Source organism: Streptomyces sp. NPDC001714, assembly GCF_042892755.1.
Classification (GTDB): domain Bacteria; phylum Actinomycetota; class Actinomycetes; order Streptomycetales; family Streptomycetaceae; genus Streptomyces.
Genome location: NZ_JBIAUL010000032.1, coordinates 1 through 14284 on the forward strand (window position 1 = coordinate 1; position 14284 = coordinate 14284).

Genomic DNA, 14284 nt, shown 5'->3' on the forward strand with positions numbered 1-14284 from the left:
CCGCGCACGGGTGTTGTTGGTCCGGCCTGGGGGCGCCGGCCGGGGCGGGGCGGGGGGGGGGGGGGGGGGGGGCCGGGGGGGGGGGGGGGGCGCCGGGGGGGGGGGGGGCCCGGGGCCCCCCCGCCCCCGCGGCCCGCCGTAGGCGGGCCGCCTTGATCAAGTAAAGAAACTCTGAACAGCTCCGGCGTCCTGGGCTGTCCTACTTCGCTTGATGCTTGACGCGTTGACGTCACTTGATGCTTGACGGTTCCGTCCTCGGCTTTGCTGTCCGTGAGGGCTTTCGCGGAGGGGGCCGGGGCCGGTGTTAGTGGAGCTGAGCGTGGTTGAGCAGCGCTATCACGCGGTCATGGAAGTGGCTGCTGGAGCATCGAAGACGGAGGTCGCGGCCCGGTATGGGGTCTCGCGTCAGTCGGTGCATGCCTGGGTGCGCCGGTATGAGGAGGGCGGCCTGGCGGGGCTGTCGGACCGGTCGCATCGGCCCAGATCGCATCCGTGGCAGATGCCGGCCGGGGTGGAGGCCGCAGTGCTGGAGCTGCGCAGGCTGCATCCGAAGTGGGGTCCGCGGCGGATCGCTCATGTGCTGGAGCGGTCCGGGACGGTAAGCCCGGTGCCGTCGCGGATGACGGTGTATCGGATCCTGGTCCGCCACGGGCTGGTGGAACCTGGGGCTCGGCGCTAGGGGTGCCGGGGCCCAGCCACCGCTGGGCCCCGGCCGCATCCGCGCGCCGTCCACGACGAGACCGCCCGGGCAATCGTCTGTTGCTGATGGTGGAGATGCCCGCCCCAGGCAGCCACTTGGGTCCGCGTCTGCGGCACCCTGTGAGTCTGTCGCAGAACCGCATATGAAAACCGCAGTTGTCCCCTCCGGGCCCTCCTCGATCTGCTCATTCATGAAGTGGATCTCCAACAAGAGCTTCATGCCGTTCGTCTGGTACCGCATCGCCCTCGGCATCGTGATCATCGCCCTGGTCTCGGCGGACGTACTGAGCCCGCACGCGGCGGAGTCGGCGAGCTAGGCGCTCCGCTGGAAGTGCCGCGATGTGCCGTCGGTGGACTGCGGCGCCGTCGTGGCCGGTCGCGCAGTTCCTCCCCCAGCGTTCGGCCGGGGGTACCCCCGGCGCCCCTGCGGGGCGCTGCCGAACCGCGGCGGACTCCGCCGGGCCTTCCTCAGGCGCTCCGTGGGAAACACCGTGCCGGCGCCCCGTCGGTCGGCTGCGGCAGCGCCGTGGCTGGTCGCGCCCACGCGGCGGAGCCGCACACGGATACGGCCCCGCGCCCCTTCGGACCGTTGTCAGCCGCTGCCGGCTGCCAGGGTGCCCTGGTGGTAGTACACGCGCCAGCCCGTCTCCGTGAGCCGCCACAGGGAGCTGCGCCAGGCCCGGCGGCCCTGGTTGTCCGCGAAGTACGTCAGGTGCACGATGCCCGGGGCCAGGACGGTCCCGGACATCTCGCTCACCTCGACCGGTGACTCCGGGGACACCGAGCCGCCGCTGGTCACCGTCAGGATCGACGTGGCGTCCCAGTGACGGCCGGACACCCCGACCTCGGTGAACTCCGGGTCGAGCAGCTCCAGGACGAGCTCCGGGCGGGCGCGCACCTCGGGGTCGAGGAGCCGCAGCTCCCCGTCGACGGCCGCCTGGACCGCCCGCCGGTTCTCGTCCACCGTCTGCTGGTTCTCGTCCGCCACACGCCGACCCTACGGACCCGCGGCCGCCGGGCCCAGCGAATATCCCGCTCGGGATCAGCCCAGCTTGAGCAGCAGCTCGGTGAGTTCGGCCGGCATGGTGATCATGCAGTCGTGGCCGGTGGGCAGTTCCCACACCCGCTCGGTCGCGGGGACCGGACGACGGACGATGCCCTCCGGGACGTTCGCCACGCAGTGGATGTGGGTCCGCGGGATCGTGCGCACGGCGGGATCGTCCAGCCGCACCGGCTGCTGCATGGTGCGCACCGACTGGTCGGAGAGCAGGCCACGCAGCCATGCCACGTCCGCCGCCTCGGTCACCCCGAACAGCCCGTAGGGCGGCGGCAGTTCGGGCAGCGGCGGGACCCGCCAGCCGCTGTCTGACGCGCGGGCCCGGTCGATCAGGGTCCGGGTCACGGGCTGGATGTCGGCCGCGGTCTCGCCGTGCTCCGGGACCATTGCGTCGAGATAGACCAAGTGCCCGACGCGTTCCGGGACTTCGTTGGCCGCGGACGAGACGACCAGCCCCGCGTAGCTGTGTCCGACGAGGACGACGTCGGTGAGGTCCTCGTCCCTGATCAGCCCGGCGACGTCGGCCACGTGGGTGTCGAGGCCGACGTCCGGGCCGAGCAGACCGGCCTTCTCGCCGTGACCGGTCAGGGAGGGTGCGTACACCCGGTGCCCCGCCGCCGCCAGCAGGGGAACCACCCGCTCCCAGCACTCCCCGCTGTGCCAGGCCCCGTGCACCAGCAGATACGTCGACATGATCGCGCTCCTCGGCTTGCTCGTCGCTGTCACCGACCACGCTTGCGGCCCGGCTCCGGACGGGGCAGAGCCCCGGTGATCCTGGGGGTGACAGGACCAGGCACGGGCACGGTGACGGCGCTACGGTGGCGGGATGACCGACGAACCGAACCTGCTGGGCGCGTATGTGCGTGCCCGCCGCGAGCTGGTCACGCCGGAGCAGGTCGGCATCCCCGTGCTGGGGGTACGGCGGGTGCCGGGCCTGCGCCGGGAGGAGGTCGCGATGCTGGCCGGCATCAGCGCCGACTACTACCTCCGCCTGGAACAGGGCCGCGACCGCAACCCCTCCGTGCAGGTCCTGGAGTCCCTCGCACGCGTACTGCGGCTGGACGAGGACGCGACCGCGTATCTGCTCAGCCTCGGCGCCGGCCGGCCCCGCCGGCGCCGGCGCCGCGCCCGGAAGGAGACCGTCCCGCCCGGCGTGGCCCAGCTCGTCACCGCCCTCCCGCTCCCCGCGCTGGTCGAGGGCCGCTACTTCGACGTCCTCGCCGTGAACGCCCTGGCGACCGCGCTGTCACCGCGCTTCTCGGTCGGCGCGAACCGGCTTCGGGACATCTTCCTCGACCCCGCCGAGCAGGCCCTCCACCCCGGCTGGGAGGAGGCCGGCGCCGGCATGGTCGCCGGCTTCCGCCGCTCCGTCGGGACCGACACGGACGACCCGCGCGTGATCGACCTCGTCGGCGAACTCTCCGTCGCCAGTCCGCACTTCAGCCGCCTGTGGGCCCGTCACGACGTGGCGGCCTGCGACGGCGCGGCCAAGGTCATCGACCACCCCCGGCTCGGCCGCCTGCGGCTGAACCGGGAGCGGCTGAACGTCAGCGGCGCGGCGGGGCAGACGCTCGTCGTCTACCACCCGGACCCGGAGAGCAGCAGCGCCGAGAAGCTCGCGCTGCTCGCCTCTGCGCTGCCGACGGCGTGAAGACGCGGGACGACGAGGAGCGACGAGGCGACGACGGCCGGGCGCCGCATCTCGGCCAACCCCCGACTTCCTTGGTTTTCCAGGGGTTTGGGGCCGCCGCACGGCTCCGGCAAGGGCGAAGTCCTGCACAGGGGCGCCCGGGCCGGTCCGTGTCCGAACCGGTCGCCTGGCAAATGCCAAGGCGTGGCCGCCCGCCCGCCGCATCGCCCGTGACCAACCCCATACGGTCTGCGTAGTGGCCCGGTAGCGCACGGTCAGTTCTTGCCCCTACGCTGTTTCCCATGTCCCCCGATTCCCGAACCCCTGGTTCCGTGCGGTCTGCTGCCGAGGTCAACGAGCACATCCGCGCGCTGTGGCTGCGTGCGGGCGGAACACTGTCGGCGCAGGAGCGGACGGAGTACGAGCTGCTGGTGGTCGAGTGGGCCGCGGCGATCCGCGAGCAGATCATCGAGGCGGCCTGACCGGCTGAGGGGTCAGCGGCCACCGGAGACGCGCAGCACCGTGCCGGTCGTGTAGGAGGCCTCGGGGGACAGCAGCCAGGCGATCGCGGCGGCGATCTCCTCGGGCCGGCCGGCGCGGCCCAACGGCGTGGTGTGACCGACCCGTTCGGCCCGGCCGGGGTCGCCCATCGCCGCGTGGATCTCCGTTTCGATCACGCCGGGCGCCACCGCGTTGACCCGCACGCCGTCGGGGCCGAGTTCCTTGGCGAGGCCCACGGTGAGGGCGTCGACGGCAGCCTTGGTCGCCGCGTAGTGGACGTATTCGCCGGGGCTGCCGAGGGTGGCCGCCGCCGAGGACACGTTCACGATCGCACCGCTCCCCCGGGCCGCCATCAACCGGGCCGCACGGCGCGAACACAGCAGCGTGCCCAGCAGGTTGACCTCGACCACCCGGCGGAGATCCGCGGCCTCCGCGTCGGCCAGCCGCCCGAACGGCCCGGTCACGGCGGCGTTGTTCACCAGCCCGGTGACGGCCCCCAGTTCCCGCTCCGCCGTGTCGAACAGTCCCTCCACGTCGGCCTCCACGGACGTGTCCACCCGGACGACGGCACAGCGCGCCCCGCCCTTCCGCACCCCCTCGGCGACCGCCTCGGCGGCGTCGCCGTCCCGGACGTAACCGATCACCACATCGTGCCCGTCGGCCCCGAGCCGCAGACAGGTCGCGGCGCCGATACCCCGGCTGCCACCGGTGACCACTGTGACGGGACGCGCCATCGAAAACCTCCTCGGACCGACCGGACGACGATCTTACGACCACGGAGGCGCGAGCACCGGCCCGCACCGGCTCTCAGCGGTGGGTGTCCGGACCGTCGGGACCGAGCGCTGCTCGGATCTGGCCGAGCCACTCCATGCCCAGCCGACGCCCGTTCCCGAACTGGTCGTCCGCGTCCCAGCGCCAGGCGGTCACCATCGCCGTCACGAGGATCCGGCACTCGCGCAGCAGGTCCTGATCGGCTCCCGGATACTGCGCGCCGACTTCTTCGGGCGCGTGGGCGAGGTCGAATTCGACGGGTCCGCGGCAACACGTCTCCAGGTCGACGAACAGCAGGCCGCTCTTGGTGGCGAGCACGTTGCCCGGGTGCGGCTCGCCGTGCAGCAGTTGTTCGGCGCCGCCCCCGCTCGCCGATGACCCGGTTACCGACCCGGGGCCACCCAGGGCTCCGGGACCGGCGCAGCGGTGGAGCCGACAGGGGCATCCGGCGTACCGGAGACGACCGGGTGATCCCCCCTTCGGGGAGCACGGTACCTAGTGCGCCACGCGGTGGCGGAGGTAGACGACTCCTGAGCCGAAGGTGCGGGTTTCGACGAGTTCGAGATCGACCCGGCGCTCGTGCTGCGGAAAGTACGGGATGCCGCCGCCGACCAGCACCGGGCAGAGCCTGACCCGGTACTCGTCGATCAGGTCCGAGGCGGCCGCCTCGGCGGCGAGAGCCGCTCCGCCGATCGCGATGTCCCCCTCCCCCGGCTCGGCCCGCAACCGCCGGATCTCCTCCACCAGGCCGCCGGAGGCCAGGCGGGCATTGCCCTGCACCGCCGCCAGCGTGGTGGAGAACACCACTTTGGGGAGCCGCTTCCAGATCGTGGCGAAAGCGAGCGTCGGGAAGTCGAGCGACGGATCCTGGTCGGCGGTCTCCCAGTACAGCATCGTCTCGTACAGCCGTCGCCCCAGCAGGTGGACGCCGGCCTCTCGCACCTCGTCGGTGGCGAAGCGGAAGACCTCCTCGTCGGGCGCCGTCCAGTCGAACCCGCCGTCCGGCCCGACGATGTAGCCGTCGAGCGAGACGCTCATCGAGTAGGTCACGTCGCGCATCAGGAGCCCTCCTCGGTACCGGGTTCGACAGTACGACCGCCGGACCGCGCAGGACTCGTCGCGGCTCGCGGGATTCTCCGATCCGGCCGGCCCGGATGGGATCGACCGCCGAGGCGCCGATGGCGGGGCGGTGGGCCCGGTGGACGGTGATCGTGGAGTTCGCAGGGCGGGCAGGGATACGGAACTCGGGTCCCTGTTCGACGAACTGACTGTTCATGGGGGCGGGGTCGGGGGCGGTCCGGTTCGAACATCACCGAATATCGTCCGTGCCCCTTGGCTCCGCCCGCCCCGTGCCCAACACTGAGCCGATGACGCAGCGTGTGGAGCTCGCGACCGTGATGGACCGGCTGGCCGTGGACGAGATGGTCACCGAGTACGCGGTGGCCGTCGACGACGGTGACTGGGCGGCGTACCGGAGGCTGTTCACGGCGGACGGGCGGGCCGACTACCGCTCCGCCGGCGGGATAGAGGGCGATGCCGGGCAGGTGGCCGGGTGGCTCGCGGAGAACCTGACCCTCTTCTCGATGCGGCAGCATCTGATCGTCAACCGCCGGGTGCGGTTCGGGATCCTGGAGCACGACACCGGCGACACCGCCCGTCTGCAGGCCGACTACGTCAACCCCATGCGCTTCGCCGGCGGCGACGGCACCTCCACCGCCCCGGACTTCGTGTGCGGCGGTCGCTACTCGTTCGCGCTGCTGCGCACCCGGGACGGCTGGCGGCTGCGTCAGGTGGTCGTCGAGGAGAGGTGGCGCAGACTCCCCGACCCGCGTGCGGTGGCCGTGTCCGACTGAGTCCGCGCCCTTGCCCCCTGTCGGAGGTCCCGCCCGGTCCCGCACACTGGAAGGACCGGCAGGCAGGAGGCGATGGATGAGGACCGTCGAGCGCTGGCTCACCTCCCCGTGGCGGCGTTCCTGCGTCGGTGCGCTGGCGGGCGCCTTGCCGGTGCCGGCCTTTCCGGCGCCGTCGCTGTGGTGGTTCGCGTACGTCGCGCTGGTGCCGTGGCTGTTGCTGGCGCGCTCGGCGCCGACCGGGCGGCGGGCGGCGTACGACGGCTGGTGCGGCGGGTTCGGGTTCATGGTCGCCGTGCACCACTGGCTGCTGCCGAGCCTGCACGTCTTCATCTTCCTGATCGCCGGTCTGCTGAGCGTGTTCTGGGCGCCCTGGGGCTGGGTGACGCGCCGGCTGCTGGGCGGGGTGCCCTCGCCGGGACGGGCCGCGGCCGCGGTGCTGGTGCTGCCCTCGGGCTGGCTGATGGTGGAGCTGGTGCGGTCCTGGCAGGGCCTCGGCGGGCCGTGGGGCATGCTGGGCGCGACCCAGTGGCAGGTGACGCCGGCGCTGCGGCTGGCCTCGGTCGGCGGGGTCTGGCTGCTGAGCTTCCTGGTGGTGGCCGTCAATGTCGCGGTCGCCGTGCTGATATCCGTGCGGGAGGCCCGGGTGCCCGCGGTGGCCTCGCTGGTGGCCACGGCCGCCGCGACCTCGGCCGCCTGGGTGTGGTCACCGCGCCCGGACGTCGACGGTCACGTCCGGATCGCGGTCGTCCAGCCCGGCATCGTCGACGGCACCGACAGCGGCGTCCGGCGCTTCGACAGGGAGGAGCAGCTGACCCGGCAGCTGGCCGGGCAGCATCCCGATCTGATCGTCTGGGGCGAGAGCAGTGTCGGGTACGACCTGGGGGACCGGCCCGATCTGGCGCGGCGGATCGCCGCCCTCTCGCGCGAGACCGGCGCGGACATCCTGGTCAACGTGGATGCCCGGCGCTCCGACCGGCCCGGCATCTACAAGAGCTCCATACTCGTCGGCGCCGACGGCCCGACCGGGGACCGGTACGACAAGATGCGGCTGGTTCCGTTCGGCGAGTACATACCGGCCCGCTCGCTGCTCGGCTGGGCCACGTCGGTCGGCAAGGCGGCCGGCGAGGACCGGCGGCGCGGCACCGAGCAGGTGGTGATGGACGTCGGCCACGGGCTGCGGATCGGCCCGATGATCTGCTTCGAGACCGCGTTCCCCGACATGAGCCGGCATCTCGCCCAGGACGGCGCGCAGGTGCTGATCGGCCAGACGTCGACCTCTTCCTTCCAGGACAGCTGGGCCCCCGAACAGCACGCCTCGCTGGCCGCGCTCCGGGCCGCCGAGACCGGCCGCACGATGGTCCACGCCACGCTGACCGGGGTGTCCGCCGTCTACGGCCCGGGCGGCGAGCGCATCGGCCCGTGGCTCGGCACCGACGCGAGCACCGCCCGGGTCTACGCGGTGCCGATCGCCCACGGGGTCACCCCGTTCGTGCGGTACGGCGACTGGCCGGTGGACGGCGCGCTGCTGGTGCTGGCCGCCTACTGCCTGGCCGAGGGGCTGCGGACGGTCAGGCTGCGCCGGAGCGCCGCCGAACCTCTCGTACCACCTGCTCGCACAGCTCATGAGTCGCCAGTGCGTCCCGGGCGCTGAGCACCTTCCCGGCGCGGACGGCGTCCAGGAAGGCGAGCACGGCCTGTTCGATGCCGCGCTGCCGGGCGACCGGCACCCAGTCGCCGCGCCGCCGGACCGTCGGCTGGCCCTTGTGGTCGATCACCTCGGCGAGGTTGAGGACCTGGCGCTTGGTGTCCTGTCCGGAGACCTCCAGGATCTCCTCCGCCGAGCCACTGAGCCTGTTCATCACGCCCAGCGCCGTGAAGCCGTCCCCGGCGAGCTGGAGCACGACGTGGTGCAGCAGGCCGCCGGCGACCCGGGCGCGCACGGTCACGTCCTCGACCGGGCCGGGGGCGAGGAAGCGCAGGGTGTCGACGACGTGGATGAAGTCGTCGAGGATCATCGTCCGGGGTTCCTCGGGCAGCCCGATGCGGTTCTTCTGCATCAGGATGAGCTCGCGCGGGTGGTCGGCGCACTGCACGTAGCCGGGGGCGTGGCGCCGGTTGAAGCCGACGGTCAGCGACACGTTCCGCGCCTCGGCGAGCGTGACAAGGCGCGCGGAGTCTTCGAGCCGGTAGGCGAGGGGCTTGTCGACGTACGTCGGTACGCCCGCCTCCAGCAGCCGTGTGACGATCTCGGGGTGGGCGACCGTGGCCGCGTGGACGAAGGCGGCGTCGAGGTCCTGCGCGAGGAGGTCGTCGAGGGTGGCGTGCCGGCGGTCCTCGGGCAGGTGGAGGCTGTCGGCGATCCGGCCGAGGGTGGCGGGGGTGCGGGTCTGGAGGTGGAGTTCGAGCCCCGGCTGCACGGCCAGCACCGGCAGGTACGCCTTCTGTGCGATGTCGCCGAGTCCGATGCAGCCGACCTTCACTGACGCTCCCCAAGTGGTTGCCCACGGTTGCCCGCGCGGGTCTGAAGGGAAGCATACGGGCCGATAATCCGTGGTGGGATCGGCCGGGGTGGGCCAGGATGCCGGGCATGACGACCGAACGCCGTATGCCCGCCGTGGACGCCGACGAACGCACCATGCTGGAGGGCTGGCTGGAGTTCCACCGGCAGACCCTCGCGGTGAAGTGCGAGGGCCTGACCGACGCCCAGCTCCGGACCGCCTCCGTGGAGCCGTCCCCGCTGTCCCTGATGGGGCTGGTACGGCACATGGCCGACGTGGAGCGGTCCTGGTACCGCAGGGTCCTCCTCGGCGAGGAGACACCGCCGCTCCACTGGAGCGACGAGGACCCGGACGCCGAGTTCCACCTCACCGAGGCGGACACCTGGCAGGAGGCGTACGCGGTCTGGCAGGCCGAGATCGAGGCCGCCCGGCAGGCCGCGGCCGGCTTCGGTCTGGACGATCTCTCCAAGGGCCTCCACCGCCGCACCGGGCAGCAGATCAGCCTGCGCTGGATCCACACCCACATGATCGAGGAGTACGCCCGGCACAACGGTCACGCCGACCTGATCCGGGAGCGGATCGACGGCGCGACCGGCGACTGACGTCAGCCTGGCGCCCGCCCGCCCCTCGTACGGGGAACGAGATCACCCGTGCGGGGCACCAAAGTCTTGTCGACGGTGTCAACCCTCGCGCCGACCCAGCAGAGTTGCGCGGGTGCATCGAACGACGACCACCGCAGCCCTCCTGGTCACCGTGACCGTCTCGGCCCTCTCCGGCTGTGTAACGGTCCAGCGCCCGGCGGTGCCCGGCCCGCCTCCGGGTGCGGCACCCTCGCTGCCGTCGGTGCCCCGCCCGGACGGCAGTGCCGAGCCGAGGGTGGTGCAGGCGCCGGTCAAGGAGGCCCTGGAGATGGTCGGACCGCCCCGCCCGACCCACCGGGCCGCACCGGCCGCCTCGCACGCCCCCGCGCCTTCTCCCCCGGCCGGCCACCGCACCCCGGCGGCCCCGCGCGCCGCCACCCCGCACCCCCGTGCCCCGCACCGGTCCCACACCCCGCAGGCAGAGCTCCCCGGCCTCCCCCGCTCCGTCCCGAAGGCCCCGGACGTGTGCGCCCTCGGCAAGCAGTACGGCGGCTGGCGCGCGGACAGCCCGGAGGCAAGGATCTGCGAGCAGACGTACGGGCGTTGAGGTGCCGACGCGGCCCTATTTCGGCCGCTGCCGTGGTGGGCCCCAGGAGTCGGAGCCCGGGTCGCCGTCGTCGTCGAGCCGTAGCTCCAGGCGGCTGATCGCGGCCCGGACCCCGTCGCCGTACCCGTCGTCGCCGAGTGCGGCGGCCGCGCCGCGGGCCCGGTGCAGGTGGCTGCGGGCGGCCTCGCTACGGCCGAGCTTCACGTAGTCGGCGGCGAGGTTCAGATGCAGGGAGGGGTAGAAGCCGCGCAGCCCCACGGCTCCCTCCGCCTCGTCCGCCGCCGACAACGCCCTCAGATCCCAGGCGAGTTCGTCGGACGGGTCGTCCTGGGTGTCGGCCAGGTAGTGGGCCAGGGTGCAGCGGTGCAGCGGCTCGCCGTGCTCACCGATCTCCGTCCACAGGTCGAGCAGGCGCCGGCGGGCCTCCTCACGGTCCCCGGCGTGGTGCAGCATCACGACCTGCCCGATCCGCGTGAGCACGGCATCGGGTGCCGTACGCTCCTGTCGCTCCGCCACCGGGCCCTCCGGGCTGTAAGCCGTTGTGTGCTGCCGACGCTAGACGGCGCCGCCGGGTTTGATCGGCAGGCGGCGCCGTTGGACCGCGGGCCGGTGGTCGGCTGCGCGCCGGTGAGGGCTTGTCGCGCAGTTCCCCCCAGCCTTCGGCCGGGGGTGCCCCCGCGCCCCTGACGGGGCGCGTGTCCCCGGTCGGCTGGGAGGCGCCCTCTTCTTCGCTCAGCCCAGGTCCGGGATCCGCCAGTCGATCGGCTCGTGGCCCTGGGCCGCCACCGCCTCGTTGATGTGGGTGAAGGGGCGGGAGCCGAAGAACTTCTTCGCGGAGAGCGGGGACGGGTGCGCGCCCTGGATCACCACGTGCCGGGTCTCGTCGATCAGCCGGGCCTTCTTCTGCGCGTAGCCGCCCCAGAGGACGAAGACCGCCGGGTCGGGCCGCTCGGCGACCGCACGGATCACCGCGTCCGTGAACTTCTCCCAGCCCTTGTTCTTGTGCGAGTTGGCCTCACCGGCGCGGACCGTGAGGACCGCGTTGAGCAGCAGCACGCCCTGCCGGGCCCACGGCATCAGGTAGCCGTTGTCCGGCACGGACTCCCAGCCCAGCTCCTCCCGCATCTCCTTGTAGATGTTCCGCAGGGACGGCGGGATCCGCACGCCGGGCCGGACGGAGAAGCACAGCCCGTGGCCCTGGCCCTCGCCGTGGTACGGGTCCTGCCCGAGGACGAACACCTTGACCTGGTCGAACGGCGTCGCGTCCAGCGCGGCGAAGACCTCCTCGCGCGGCGGGTAGACGGGGCCCTTCGCCCGCTCCTCCTCGACGAACTCGGTCAGCTCCTTGAAGTAGGGCTGCTCCAGCTCGTCGCCCAGAACCCCGCGCCAGGACTCGGGCAGCATGGCGATGTCGGTCACGTCAACGTCCTCACGAATTGCGGTCACTTGCAGATCCTGCTGATGCCGAAAAACCTACAGGCGACCACTGACAACCGGTGCCGGACGGCGGTATCACCAGCTGGTCTTGCGGTGCAGCTCCCACATCATCATGATCGTCGACGGATCGAGCGCCTTTTCGCCGCCGGAGATGTCGTCACTGGCCGCGACGTACTGGCGCCCCTGCCACAGCGGTATCAGCCGGGCGTCGTTGACGAGGATCTGCTGAGCCTCCTCGAAGTCCTTGACGACCTCGCCGCGGTCGCTCTCGCTGCGGGAGTGCGGCAGCAGCTTGCCGGTGATCACGGGGGACGGGTAGGGCGTGCCGAGGGCGTTCTGCTCGCCGACGAAGGGGGCGATGAAGTTGTCGGCGTCGGGGAAGTCCGGGAACCAGCCGCGGCCGAACACCGGGTACTCGCCCTTCTGGTAGCCGACGACGTAGGTCTTCCAGGGGCGGCTCCTGAGGGTGATCGTGAACAGCCCGGAGTCCTCCAGCTGCTGCTTGAGCTCCTGGAACATCTGGCCGGTCTCGGAGCCGTAGCGGTCGGTGGTGTACCAGAAGGTGAGCGGGACGCGCTGGGTGATGCCCGCGTCGGCGAGGATCTTGCGGGCCTTGGAGGTGCTGGGGTCGCCGTAGTCGTCGAAGAAGCCGGTGGTGTGGCCGGTCAGGCCCGCCGGGACCATGGAGTACAGCGGGTCGACGGTGTCCTTGTAGACGGTGTGGGCGATGGTGGCGCGGTCGACGAGCTGGGCGACGGCCTTGCGCACGGAGGGCAGCCTGGCCCACGGGTCCTTGGGGTTGAACACCAGGTAGCTGATGTCGGTGCCGGTGCCGTCGATCAGCTGCAGGTCGGTGGTGCGGTGCGCCTCCAGGGCGACGATGTCGGAGGCGGCGAGACCGCGGTAGGTGACGTCGATGTCCCCGGACCGCAGGGCCTTGACCATGGTGGCCGAGTCCTGGAAGTAGCGGATGGTCACCGCGTCGTTCTGCCGGTCGGCGAAGCCCCGGTAGTCGTCGTTGCGGACCAGTTCGGCCCGCTTGCCCTCGTCGTAGGACTTGAGGGTGTACGGCCCGGAGCCGTGCACGGAGTCGTCCTTGCGCAGCGAGTGGGCGGGGTAGTCGTCGGGATCGACGATCGACATCGCCGGGGTGGCGAGCACGAAGGGGAAGGTGGCGTCCGCCTTCTTGAGGTGGAAGACCACCTCGCGGTCGCCGGTCGCCTGCACCCGGTCGAGGCTGCCGAGCAGTCCGGCCGGGCCGCTGGGCGCGTTGATGCTCCGGATCCGGTCGATGGAGTACTTGACGGCCTGGGCGTCGAGCTTGTCGCCGTCGGCGAACTTCAGGCCGGAGCGCAGTTCGCAGCGGTAGGTGCGGTCGCCGGAGTCCGTGAAGGCGCAGTTCTCCGCGGCATCCGGCTGGGGGGTGGTGGCGCCGTCGGGGTAGGCGAGGAGTGTCTGGTAGATGTTCCGGAACAGCTCCCAGGAGCCGTCCCACGATCCCGCCGGGTCAAGGGTGCTGGGGGCGCTGGTCGTACCGACGACGATCGGCCCGCTGTTGCCCGCGCTGCTGCCGGAGAGCACCCCACACCCGGCCACCAGGGAGATGGACGCGACCGTGGCGACTCTTCGCAGACCTCGGTTCCGGTTGAACACGCGCACGCTCCTCGATCCGCCGTACCAGGGGTCGGCGGCAGACCATACCGCAGCGTTGCGCGCGTTGAAGCACCCCGGAAACACGGGCGTTGATCGAATGTGCTATGACGACGTTGTCATGCAGCTGTGCGGATCTTGTGCGTCCGCCCGGGCGCCGTCTTCCTCACAGATGCGGCAAATGTCTGTGACGAAAACGACGCCCGACGGCCCGTCAGGCCATGCCGGCGTTCAGGAATATGCCGCCGTCGACGACGAGCGTCTGGCCGGTGATCCAGTCGGACTGCTCCGAGGTGAGGAACGCGGCGGCGCCGCCGATGTCGGAGGGCACGCCGAGCCGCTTGAGCGGGTAGCCCGCGGCGGCCTCCGCCTCCCGGCCCTCGTAGAGCGCTTCCGCGAACTTGGTCTTGACGACCGCGGGGGCGATCGCGTTGACCCGGACGCCGGGGGCGAACTCGTGCGCCAGCTGCTGGGTCAGGTTGATCATCGCGGCCTTGCTGATGCCGTACGCGCCGATGAACGGCGAGGCCGACAGACCGGCGACGGAGGCGATGTTGACGATGGCGCCGCCGTTGTCCTTCTGCCAGGCGTGCCAGGTCTTCTGGGCGAAGCCGAGGGCGGAGACCACGTTGGTCTCGAACACCTTGCGGGCCACGTCCAGGTCGACGTCGGCGATCGGGCCGAACACCGGGTTGGTTCCGGCGTTGTTGACCAGGTAGTCGACGCGGCCGAAGGCCGCCATGGTGCGCTCCACGACCTCGCTCTGGTGGGCCAGGTCGTGCGCCTTGCCGGCGATGCCGATGACGCGTTCGGAGCCGAGGCTCTCGACGGCTTCCTTGAGCGCGTCCTCGTTGCGGCCGGTGATGGCCACGCGGTCGCCGCGGGCGATCAGCGCCTCGGCGATGCCGTAGCCGATGCCGCGACTCGCGCCGGTGATGACGGCGACCTTGCCGGACAGCTCGGGCAGTTCAGTCATGTCAGTGTTCCCCAGGTTCCCCGG

General features: G+C 71.9%; 16 protein-coding genes and 2 pseudogenes. 8 read left to right on the plus strand and 10 right to left on the minus strand.

What is annotated here, in order from left to right; genetic code table 11:
- Positions 1–313: 313 nt before the first annotated feature.
- Together ACFY0P_RS46900 and ACFY0P_RS46905 are read left to right on the plus strand one after the other, a co-directional pair.
- Positions 314–676 (plus strand): annotated as a pseudogene (locus ACFY0P_RS46900) (helix-turn-helix domain-containing protein); the annotation flags it as partial.
- Positions 677–878: 202 nt separating this feature from the next.
- Positions 879–1016: pseudogene (locus ACFY0P_RS46905) on the plus strand (undecaprenyl-diphosphatase); the annotation flags it as partial.
- Positions 1017–1291: 275 nt separating this feature from the next.
- On the opposite strand, the gene ACFY0P_RS46910 reads toward ACFY0P_RS46905, so the two are convergent.
- Entirely contained in the window at positions 1292–1687 is a 396-nt protein-coding gene (locus tag ACFY0P_RS46910; RefSeq protein ID WP_388928561.1) for a DUF4440 domain-containing protein, read from the minus strand.
- A gap of 54 nt (positions 1688–1741) precedes the next feature.
- Entirely contained in the window at positions 1742–2449 is a 708-nt protein-coding gene (locus tag ACFY0P_RS46915) for an alpha/beta fold hydrolase (protein WP_388928563.1), read from the minus strand.
- Positions 2450–2582: 133 nt separating this feature from the next.
- Here ACFY0P_RS46915 and ACFY0P_RS46920 point away from each other — a divergent pair, with 133 nt between their 5' ends.
- A complete protein-coding gene (locus tag ACFY0P_RS46920) occupies positions 2583–3407 on the plus strand; it encodes a helix-turn-helix domain-containing protein (RefSeq protein WP_388928565.1) in 825 nt (274 codons plus the stop codon).
- Positions 3408–3688: 281 nt separating this feature from the next.
- On the plus strand, positions 3689–3868 hold the full coding sequence (locus ACFY0P_RS46925) for a hypothetical protein (protein ID WP_089105573.1): 180 nt from the start codon (positions 3689–3691) through the stop codon (positions 3866–3868).
- A gap of 12 nt (positions 3869–3880) precedes the next feature.
- On the opposite strand, the gene ACFY0P_RS46930 is transcribed toward ACFY0P_RS46925, so the two are convergent.
- The 3 genes from ACFY0P_RS46930 to ACFY0P_RS46940 form a co-directional block, all read right to left on the minus strand.
- On the minus strand, positions 3881–4621 hold the full coding sequence (locus ACFY0P_RS46930) for an SDR family oxidoreductase (RefSeq protein ID WP_388928567.1): 741 nt from the start codon (positions 4619–4621) through the stop codon (positions 3881–3883).
- A 73-nt stretch (positions 4622–4694) separates the two neighbouring features.
- Positions 4695–4976 carry a hypothetical protein gene (locus ACFY0P_RS46935; protein WP_388928569.1) on the minus strand — a complete coding sequence of 94 codons (282 nt, stop codon included), beginning with the start codon at positions 4974–4976 and terminating at the stop codon, positions 4695–4697.
- A gap of 177 nt (positions 4977–5153) precedes the next feature.
- Positions 5154–5717, minus strand: a complete 564-nt coding sequence (locus tag ACFY0P_RS46940) for a dihydrofolate reductase family protein (RefSeq protein WP_388928571.1) — start codon at positions 5715–5717, stop codon at positions 5154–5156.
- A gap of 308 nt (positions 5718–6025) precedes the next feature.
- Between ACFY0P_RS46940 and ACFY0P_RS46945 the strand changes: the two genes are divergently transcribed.
- Positions 6026–6511, plus strand: coding sequence for a nuclear transport factor 2 family protein (locus ACFY0P_RS46945; protein WP_388928573.1), 486 nt, complete (start codon positions 6026–6028; stop codon positions 6509–6511).
- Positions 6512–6587: 76 nt separating this feature from the next.
- A complete protein-coding gene (lnt, locus tag ACFY0P_RS46950) occupies positions 6588–8162 on the plus strand; it encodes an apolipoprotein N-acyltransferase (protein WP_388928575.1) in 1575 nt (524 codons plus the stop codon).
- Here lnt and ACFY0P_RS46955 read toward each other — a convergent pair.
- Entirely contained in the window at positions 8080–8991 is a 912-nt protein-coding gene (locus tag ACFY0P_RS46955; RefSeq protein WP_388928577.1) for a Gfo/Idh/MocA family protein, read from the minus strand. The two genes, lnt and ACFY0P_RS46955, sit on opposite strands and share 83 nt — an antisense overlap.
- Before the next feature lie 107 nt (positions 8992–9098).
- Between ACFY0P_RS46955 and ACFY0P_RS46960 the strand changes: the two genes are divergently transcribed.
- Entirely contained in the window at positions 9099–9611 is a 513-nt protein-coding gene (locus ACFY0P_RS46960; RefSeq protein WP_388928579.1) for a DinB family protein, read from the plus strand.
- A 112-nt stretch (positions 9612–9723) separates the two neighbouring features.
- On the plus strand, positions 9724–10197 hold the full coding sequence (locus tag ACFY0P_RS46965) for a hypothetical protein (RefSeq protein WP_388928581.1): 474 nt from the start codon (positions 9724–9726) through the stop codon (positions 10195–10197).
- A 15-nt stretch (positions 10198–10212) separates the two neighbouring features.
- On the opposite strand, the gene ACFY0P_RS46970 is transcribed toward ACFY0P_RS46965, so the two are convergent.
- The 4 genes from ACFY0P_RS46970 to ACFY0P_RS46985 form a co-directional block, all read right to left on the minus strand.
- Positions 10213–10713, minus strand: coding sequence for a hypothetical protein (locus ACFY0P_RS46970; RefSeq protein ID WP_388928583.1), 501 nt, complete (start codon positions 10711–10713; stop codon positions 10213–10215).
- A 216-nt stretch (positions 10714–10929) separates the two neighbouring features.
- On the minus strand, positions 10930–11616 hold the full coding sequence (ung, locus tag ACFY0P_RS46975; RefSeq protein WP_388928679.1) for a uracil-DNA glycosylase: 687 nt from the start codon (positions 11614–11616) through the stop codon (positions 10930–10932).
- Between the two features lie 93 nt (positions 11617–11709).
- A complete protein-coding gene (locus tag ACFY0P_RS46980) occupies positions 11710–13287 on the minus strand; it encodes an ABC transporter substrate-binding protein (RefSeq protein WP_388928585.1) in 1578 nt (525 codons plus the stop codon).
- Positions 13288–13498: 211 nt separating this feature from the next.
- Positions 13499–14260 carry an SDR family oxidoreductase gene (locus tag ACFY0P_RS46985; protein ID WP_388928587.1) on the minus strand — a complete coding sequence of 254 codons (762 nt, stop codon included), beginning with the start codon at positions 14258–14260 and terminating at the stop codon, positions 13499–13501.
- Positions 14261–14284 lie beyond the last annotated feature (24 nt).